Source organism: Streptomyces sp. NPDC052682, assembly GCF_040678435.1.
In the GTDB taxonomy this organism is placed as follows: Bacteria; Actinomycetota; Actinomycetes; order Streptomycetales; family Streptomycetaceae; genus Streptomyces.
In genome coordinates this window covers 105,769-113,542 of the sequence record NZ_JBFATS010000022.1, presented here as the reverse complement: position 1 = coordinate 113,542, position 7,774 = coordinate 105,769, and the positions used below count along the sequence as shown (strand labels likewise).

General features: G+C 73.7%; 4 protein-coding genes and 2 pseudogenes. 2 read left to right on the top strand and 4 right to left on the bottom strand.

The window, feature by feature from the left end:
- Nucleotides 1-134: 134 nt before the first annotated feature.
- Nucleotides 135-539: pseudogene (locus tag AB0K80_RS29220) on the top strand (pyridoxamine 5'-phosphate oxidase family protein); the annotation flags it as partial.
- 73 nt (nucleotides 540-612) lie between these two features.
- On the opposite strand, the pseudogene AB0K80_RS29215 reads toward AB0K80_RS29220, so the two are convergent.
- From AB0K80_RS29215 to AB0K80_RS29205, 3 genes and pseudogenes are all read right to left on the bottom strand, one after another.
- Nucleotides 613-1,606: pseudogene (locus AB0K80_RS29215) on the bottom strand (nitroreductase).
- A 182-nt stretch (nucleotides 1,607-1,788) separates the two neighbouring features.
- On the bottom strand, nucleotides 1,789-2,481 hold the full coding sequence (locus AB0K80_RS29210; protein WP_365674754.1) for a response regulator transcription factor: 693 nt from the start codon (nucleotides 2,479-2,481) through the stop codon (nucleotides 1,789-1,791).
- Between the two features lie 356 nt (nucleotides 2,482-2,837).
- Nucleotides 2,838-5,219: a phosphoketolase family protein gene (locus AB0K80_RS29205; RefSeq protein ID WP_365674752.1), complete on the bottom strand. Its 2,382-nt coding sequence runs from the start codon at nucleotides 5,217-5,219 to the stop codon at nucleotides 2,838-2,840.
- A 288-nt stretch (nucleotides 5,220-5,507) separates the two neighbouring features.
- Between AB0K80_RS29205 and AB0K80_RS29200 the strand changes: the two genes are divergently transcribed.
- A complete protein-coding gene (locus tag AB0K80_RS29200; protein WP_365674751.1) occupies nucleotides 5,508-5,972 on the top strand; it encodes a cyclic nucleotide-binding domain-containing protein in 465 nt (154 codons plus the stop codon).
- A gap of 54 nt (nucleotides 5,973-6,026) precedes the next feature.
- Here AB0K80_RS29200 and AB0K80_RS29195 read toward each other — a convergent pair whose 3' ends face one another.
- On the bottom strand, nucleotides 6,027-7,724 hold the full coding sequence (locus AB0K80_RS29195; protein ID WP_365674749.1) for a hypothetical protein: 1,698 nt from the start codon (nucleotides 7,722-7,724) through the stop codon (nucleotides 6,027-6,029).
- Between the last annotated feature and the right edge of the window lie 50 nt (nucleotides 7,725-7,774).

Genomic DNA, 7,774 nt, shown 5'->3' with positions numbered 1-7,774 from the left:
CACCCTCTTGTCCTTTACCCCATATATTTCGAGTTTATCGCCGCCCCCCACAACGGGGCGGGGGGGCGGGCGGGGGGGGGGGGGGGGGGGGGGCGCCCCCCCCCCCCCCCCCGCCGCCGGAGGACGATGGACTGATGTTCCACAAAGACGGCTTTCGCGCGCTCGACCGGCAGGAGTGCCTGCGCCTGCTGGCCAAGGTGCCGGTCGGCCGCGTGGTGTACACCCGGCAGGCGCTGCCCGCGGTCCTCCCCATCAACTTCTCCCTGGACACGGACTCCTCCGTCCTGCTGTGCACCTCCCCGGCCTCGGATCTCGTCCGTGCCATCGACGGTGTCGTGGTCGCCTTCGAGGCGGACGAGTTCGACGCGGCGACCCGCTCCGGCTGGAGCGTCGTCGTCACCGGGCGGGCCACGGTGGTGACCGACCCCGCCGAACACGAGCGCCTGTCGCACAGCGGCCCGAGTTCCTGGATGCCCCTGCAGGAGCCGGTGTTCGTACGGATCGAGTCCGAGATGGTCACCGGACGCGAACTGCAGGGGCCCCCGGACCCCGGTGAGGCACAGCCCGTAGCGGCGCCGGGCCCCACGGCAGGCCCCACCGCAGGTCTTCCGGCTACACGATCTCCAGAACGTCCCGTACCGCGCGGCGGGGCGTGGCCGGACCCCTCGGGCCGTAACCGAGGCGCAGCACCATCTGCACCTGGCCCACCCCCGAGGCCGGGTCGCGGGCCAGCAGCCGCAGCGCGCGGTCCTCCAGCGCGTGCGAGGTCAAAGAGGTGGCCAGGTCGGCCAGGGTCGCCTCCAGCAGCACACGCTCCAGCGCCTGACCCGCGCGCAACCAGTCGGCCGGTCCGTCCCCGGCAGTACTGAGCAGGGCCAGGCGGGGGGTGTGCTCGAACGTGGTGGTGCCACGGTCCGCGACACGCCGGCGGCCGGCGAAGTCCCGCACGGGGGCCTTGCCGTCCCGTTTGCGCGGGCCGAACGCGTACTCGGGGACACCGTCGACGGCCGTGTCCGCCTCCGGCCCGAGCCGGGTCCAGCGGACCAGGTCCTCGCTCGCGCCGGGGTCCAGGGTGTCCCGGCTCTCGGCGTCGCGGATCAGGTCGAGCAGGGTCTCGGCGTGCCACGGTCCGGTGAAGAGCAGCACGGCCCCCTCCCGCTCGGCAGCCTCCCGCAGGGTGGTCCGGACCTCGTCGGGGACGTCCTTGTCGGCGAAGGGATGGCGGCTGGTGTGCCGCTGGCGGATCGCCGGGTGCAGCCGCGCCAGGCCCTCGTCCGCCCGGCTCCCGGCTTCGTCCCCCAGGTGGACGGCGGCGAGCAGCAGGGGGTCCTGCGGCTCGGGCAGCAGGCGGGTCTGCGGAACGAGGCCCGCGTGCGCGGCGGCGACGCGCAGGTTGAACAGGGCCGCCCCGCAGCCGATGTGCAGGGCGCGGTTGTCGGGATCGGACCGGGGGCATGGCCCGCTCCGGATCGGCGCGCAGCAGCAGGACACGCTCGCCGGTCAGGTAGCAAAAGCGCCATGGCTGCGCGTTGTGCATGGACGGCGCCGCGGCGGCGTCGGCCACCAGCCCGGTCACGGTCTTCTGGTCAAGCAGCTGCGAAGCCATGGGATCCTCCTCACCTGCCGAGGACACGCCGGGTCTGCCTCGGCGTGCGCCCCGTGAGCCATGCGCAGGTCCTCGTACGGGCCTCTGTCTGCGCTGCCAGCCTGCCGGCCGGGGAGGGGATCGGGCATGGGCCGAACGGGGGCGAGCCGCGGGCCGTTCGCCCCCCAGTTCGCCCGGCGGTGTCAGTGGCCGGCTTGCCTGAGCCGGTCCTGGGCCTGGGTGGCGATGACGGCGGCCTGGATGCGCCGCTCCACACCGAGCTTGGCCAGCAGCCGGGAGATGTGGTTCTTCACCGTCTTCTCGGCCAGGTAGAGCCGCTGGCCGATCTGCCGGTTGGTCAGTCCCTCGCCGATCAGCGCCAGGATCTCCCGCTCGCGGTCGGTCAGGCCCGGCAGCGTGTCGGGCTCGGGCTCCGGCTGCCGGCCCTGACGCAGCCGGGCCATCAGCTTGGCGGTGGCGCTGGGGTCGAGCAGGGACTGGCCGGCGGCCACCCTGCGCACGGCCGACACCAGGTCCGTGCCCTGGATCTGCTTCAGCACGTACCCGGAGGCGCCCGCCATGATCGAGTCCAGCAGGGCCTCCTCGTCGTCGAACGAGGTCAGCATCAGGCAGGCCAGCTCCGGCATGCGGGAGCGCAGCTCCCGGCACACACTCACCCCGTCGCCGTCGGGCAGGCGCACATCGAGCACCGCGACCTGCGGGCGCAGGGCGGGCACGCGGATCAGGGCCTGCTCGGCGTTGGCGGCCTCGCCGACCACGGTGATGTCCGGCTCGTCGTCCAGCAGGTCGTGCACCCCGCGCCGCACCACCTCGTGGTCGTCCAGCAGGAAGACCCGGATCGGGTTGTCGGGGCCGGGCTGCTCGCCGTCCGCCATCGCATACTCCTTGATCTGCTCTTCTTCTGCGCTGTCTGGATCCCGCACCGGAGTCCGCCCGTGCGCGCGACCGGTTCCTTGTCCACTGCAGATCTTGCGCGATCCCGGGTCGAAGGGCCAGGGCCGGTCGGCCCTACGGGAAGGAGCCGACCGGTGGGCCGGTCAGGAAGCCGGTGTCTGCTCGGTCGGTGCTTGCCGCCCGCGATGCCTCGGGCCGACGCGCCTCACAGCAGCCAGCGGTTGCGGCGGACGAAGGGCAGCCGCGCCCAGGCCAGGCCCAGGCCCCAGGTGGCACCGGCGCCCGCGGCCGCGAGAGCGATGAGGACGACGGCGTAGCCGGGCCCCGACGGCGTCCGTCAGCCGTCCCAGGCCCAGTCGGCGACCTCCGGCAGGTCGGTGCCGTGGACGCGGATCCAGTCGTGGTGGCGCAGGCGTACGTCCTCCATCCGCTGGCGTACGGCGGCGGCCCGCACCGCGAGCCCGGGGACGCGGTCGATGACGTCCATGACCAGGCGGTAGCGGTCGAGGTCGTTGCGGACGACCATGTCGAAGGGGGTGGTCGTGGTGCCGATCTCCTTGTAGCCGCGCACGTGCAGGTACCGGTGGCCGGTACGGCGGTAGGCCAGGCGGTGGATCAGCCACGGGTAGCCGTGGTAGGCGAAGATCACCGGCTTGTCCGCGGTGAACAGGCCGTCGTACTCGAAGTCGTTCATGCCGTGGGGGTGTTCCTCGCTCGGCATCAGCCGGGCGATGTCGACCACGTTGACGACCCGGACGGCGAGCTCGGGCAGATGGCGGCGCAGCAGCTGGGCCGCGGCCAGCACCTCCTGGGTGGGTACGTCGCCGGCGCAGGCCAGTACCACGTCCGGTTCGCGGCCGTTCTCGGTGCCCGCCCACTCCCAGATCCCCGCGCCACGGGCGCAGTGGACCTTGGCCTGCTCCATCGTCAGCCAGTCGAAGCAGGGCTGCTTGCCCGCGACGATCACGTTGACGTAGTCCCGGCTGCGCAGGGCGTGGTCGGCCACCGAGAGCAGGGTGTTGGCGTCCGGCGGCAGGTAGACCCGCACCGCCTCGGGGCTCTTGTTGAGGATGTGGTCGACGAAGCCGGGGTCCTGGTGGGAGAAGCCGTTGTGGTCCTGGCGCCACACGTGGGAGGTGAGCAGGTAGTTGAGGGAGGCGATGGGGGCGCGCCAGGGCAGGCGGCGGGTGACACGGAGCCATTTGATGTGCTGGTTGACCATCGAGTCGACGATGTGCACGAACGCCTCGTAGCAGGAGAACAGCCCGTGCCGGCCGGTGAGCAGATACCCCTCCAGCCAGCCCTGGCAGGTGTGTTCGGAGAGGATCTCCATCACCCGGCCGTGCCGGTCGAGGTGTTCGTCCACGTCGAGGGTGCCGGCCTGCCACGCCTTGCCGCTGGCGTCGTAGACGGCCTGGAGGCGGTTGGAGGCGGTCTCGTCGGGGCCGACGAGGCGGAAGTCGCGCCGGTCGGCGGTGGACCGCATGACGTCTTCCAGCAGGTCCCCGAGCACCCGGGTGGGTTCGTGCAGGGTCGCGCCGGGCTTGTCGACCTCGACGGCGTACCGCTCCAGCGGGGGCAGGGGCAGGTCACGCAGCAGCAGTCCGCCGTTGGCGCGCGGGGTGGCGCCGAGCCTGCGGTCGCCGTCCGGTACGCAGGCCAGCACGTCGGCGACGGGGCGGCCCTGCTCGTCGAACAGTTCCTCGGGGCGGTACGAGCGCAGCCAGGCCTCCAGCCGGCGCAGGTGCTCGGGGTTGTCGCGGACGGCGGCCAGGGGGACCTGGTGGGAGCGCCAGGTGCCTTCCACCGGCAGTCCGTCGACCTCGGCCGGGCCGGTCCAGCCCTTGGGGGTGCGCAGCACGATCACCGGCCAGCGCGGCCGCTCGGTCGCGCCCTCCTCGCGGGCGGCGCGCTGGAGCGCGGCGATACGGTCCAGGGCGGTGTCCATCGCCTCGGCCATCGCGCGGTGGACGGCGATCGGGTCGTCGCCGGTGACGTGGATCGGGTCGTGGCCGTAGCCGCGCAGCAGGTCGTCGAGTTCGGTCTCGGGGAGCCGGGCGAGCACGGTCGGGTTGGCGATCTTGTAGCCGTTGAGGTGGAGGATCGGCAGGACGGCACCGTCGTGCACCGGGTCCAGGAACTTGTCGGAGTGCCAGGAGGCGGCCAGCGGGCCGGTCTCCGCCTCGCCGTCGCCGACGACACAGGCGACCAGCAGACCGGGGTTGTCGAAGGCGGCGCCGTAGGCGTGCGAGAGCGAGTAGCCCAGTTCGCCGCCCTCGTGGATCGAGCCCGGTGTCTCGGGCGCGACATGGCTGGGCACCCCACCGGGGAACGAGAACTGCCGGAACAGCCGGCCCATCCCCGCCGCGTCCCGCGTGATGTCGGGGTAGGTCTCGGTGTACGAGCCCTCCAGCCAGGAGCCCGCGACCACCGCGGGTCCGCCGTGGCCGGGGCCCCAGATGCACAGGGCGTCCAGCTCACGGGCCCGGATGACGCGGTTGAGGTGGGTGTAGACCAGGTTCAGCCCGGGCGAGGTACCCCAGTGGCCGAGCAGCCGCGGCTTGACGTGCTCCGGGCGCAGAGGCTCGGTCAGCAGGGGGTTCGCCATGAGGTAGATCTGACCCACGGACAGGTAGTTGGCGGCGCGCCAGGGGGCGTCCAGCAGCCTCAGCTCCTCGTCGGTGAGCGGGGTCGGCCTCGGCTGCTTGTCGGCGGACATCATCGGGTCCCTTCCGGATCGGGATCGGTCGGAGCTGCGGGCGGGTGCCTGCGGGTGGGTCCGTGTCTCCCCACCCTTCCCCGGCCCGCCGGGTACCCGACAGGGCCGACCGGCCCATCCCGCAGTCGCGGTGCGGTCATCCGGGAGGGCGGCGCACCGGAGCCCGGGCAGGGGCTGAACGGCCCCGCCGGTCGGCCCGGCCAGGGGGCCGGGTGGCCCATCGCCCGGGGCAGCGCACCGGCGCACGCTGGACGTGGCAGGTCCGTACGCCCTGACTGGAGGCACGTCATGAACGCTCCCGCCACAGCCGGCATGCTGCGGGCGCTCCCCGCCGAGCATCGGCAGCGGCTGATGCGCTTCGCCCGGGAGGTGTCCTTCCCCCAGGGCACCCGCCTCTTCGAGGAGGGCGGCCGCGCCGACCGGTTCTGGATCATCCGCACCGGCAGCGTCGACCTCGACATGCGGGTACCCGGCCGCCGGGCCGCCGTGATCGAGACCCTCCGGTACAACGAACTCATCGGCTGGTCCTGGCTGTTCGCCCCGCACACCTGGCACCTGGGCGCCGAGGCGACCACCCCGGTGCGGGCCTACGAGTTCGACGCCACCGCGATCCGCTCGATGTGCGCGGACGACCTCGCGCTCGGCGCGAGCGTAGCCCAGTGGGTGGGCGGCGTCCTCGCCCACCGCCTGCGCTCGACTCGCGTCCGGCTGCTCGATCTGTACGCCCCTTATGGCAGCGGCAGCCTTCTGTGACGACACCGACGACACCGAAGGCACCGACGGCACCGACACTCCGGCGGACGCCGCTCAGCACAGTTCCCGCTCCGCCCGCCGGGGGTCGGCCGGGAAGCGGAACGTCGTGCGGTCCCAGGCGCCGGTGAGGTTCGCCAGGAAGCGGGCCGGGGTCAGCGGGTCGCGGGTCGCGTGGCGGAGTTCGGCGAGGGCGCCGCAGCTCAGGGCGTGCCGGGCCGCGGCCACCGCTCCCCGGTCGGTGCCGGGCGGCAGGTGGCGGCCGTCGCCGTGGTCCGCGAGGAACCACGCCGCGGGCAGGCGCTTGTCGTGTCCCGCGCGGCCGGGGGCGAGGCGCTGGGAGTGCGCCGCGACGGGATAGGCCAGCCCGACCGGGTCGAGGGCGACTCCGTCCAGCGGCACGGCGGATCCGTTGAGGCCGAGGACGAGGTAACTGGCGGTGAGGGAAGGGGACTTCGCGGTCGTGCGGGCGTAGCGGCCCAGCAGGAGCACCGGCTCCTTCGCCCGGGCCGCGTCCCGCACGCCGCGCGCGTAGGCCCGGCTGTACGGCGCGCCCGCGAAGGTGTGGTGGACGGGGTGGGCGTCCGCGTTGAGCCGGACGTACACGCCCCGCTCGTCGGCGATACCGGCCGGGCCCACGTGTCCGGGGTAGGGAACCCGCAGGGCCACGGCGCACACCGCCGCCCAGGCCGCGACACCGGCCGCCGCCAGGGCCCGTACCCGCGTGGCCGGTACGACGAAGACGGGCAGCAGCATCAGCAGCAGGCCCGGCAGCAGCATCCGGCCGTGCATGAAGTCGCCGCCGACCCGGATCACGTACCCCCAGCACAGCAGCCCCGCCAGGACCGGTGCGAGCACCGGGACGAAGCCCGCCGCGGGCCTGGGCGGCCGGGGCAGCAGGGCGGTGAGCACGAGCAGCGCGGGCAGCGCCAGCAGGTAGGGGTGGGTGAAGTCCACGAGGTAGACCAGTCCGCGGTGCCACAGGCTGTGGGACGCCTCCTTGGCGACGGCCGGCAGCGGGAGCAGGTGTCCGAAGTAGCCCGCGCGGAAGATCTCGTACAGGGCCGGCAGCGCTCCGGCGGCCGCGGCTCCGGCGAGCAGGCCGCGCGGGGACGGGCGCGCGAGCAGCCACTGCGCGCCCAGGAAGACCAGGGAGACCAGGCCCAGGTCGGGGCGGACCAGCGGTCCGAGCCCCAGCAGCGCCGATGTCCACAGGGAGGCGGGGCGCGCGGTCAGCGCCAGCCACGCCCCGGCGATCCAGCAGGTGCTCAGCCCCGTCTCCAGGCCGGAGGTGGCGAAGTCCCACACGGGCGGCAGGCCCAGCAGCACGAGCGAGCCCAGCGGGACGGCCCGCGAGGTGCCGTACAGCCTGAGCGCCCCGAGTCCTGCCAGGGCGAACCCGGCGGCGGTCAGCAGCAGTCCGCCGTACACCGCGGCCGTCGCGAGGTCGGCGCCGCTCAGGCCGGCCGCGACCAGCAGCCACTGCCACAGCGTCCCGGTCGAGGACTCCACGCGCTCCCCGATGTTGAACACCGGCCCGTTGCCCGCGAGTACCTGCCGGACGGTGCGTACGTAGATGAAGGCGTCGTCGGACATCCACCGCCGTTCGAAGCCCGCCACGGCGACGAGGAGCGCGGGCAGGAGCCACAGGGCGGGCCTCGGCAGGGACACGCGGGCGGGGGGCGCCGGCGGCAGGCGGCCGGGGGCCGCGGAGGTGCGGGAGACTTTCTGCGGGGTGGGGCACGTCGACGTCATGATCCGTTCATCGGTCCGCGGCAGGCCCCTCTTGAGTCACGTCGCCGCTC

Bases quoted from the DNA above. Each gene is read 5' to 3' on its own strand.
- AB0K80_RS29210 (WP_365674754.1), bottom strand. From the start codon at position 2,481: ATGGCGGACGGCGAGCAGCCCGGCCCCGACAACCCGATCCGGGTCTTC.
- AB0K80_RS29205 (WP_365674752.1), bottom strand. From the start codon at position 5,219: ATGTCCGCCGACAAGCAGCCGAGGCCGACCCCGCTCACCGACGAGGAG.
- AB0K80_RS29200 (WP_365674751.1), top strand. From the start codon at position 5,508: ATGAACGCTCCCGCCACAGCCGGCATGCTGCGGGCGCTCCCCGCCGAG.
- AB0K80_RS29195 (WP_365674749.1), bottom strand. From the start codon at position 7,724: ATGACGTCGACGTGCCCCACCCCGCAGAAAGTCTCCCGCACCTCCGCG.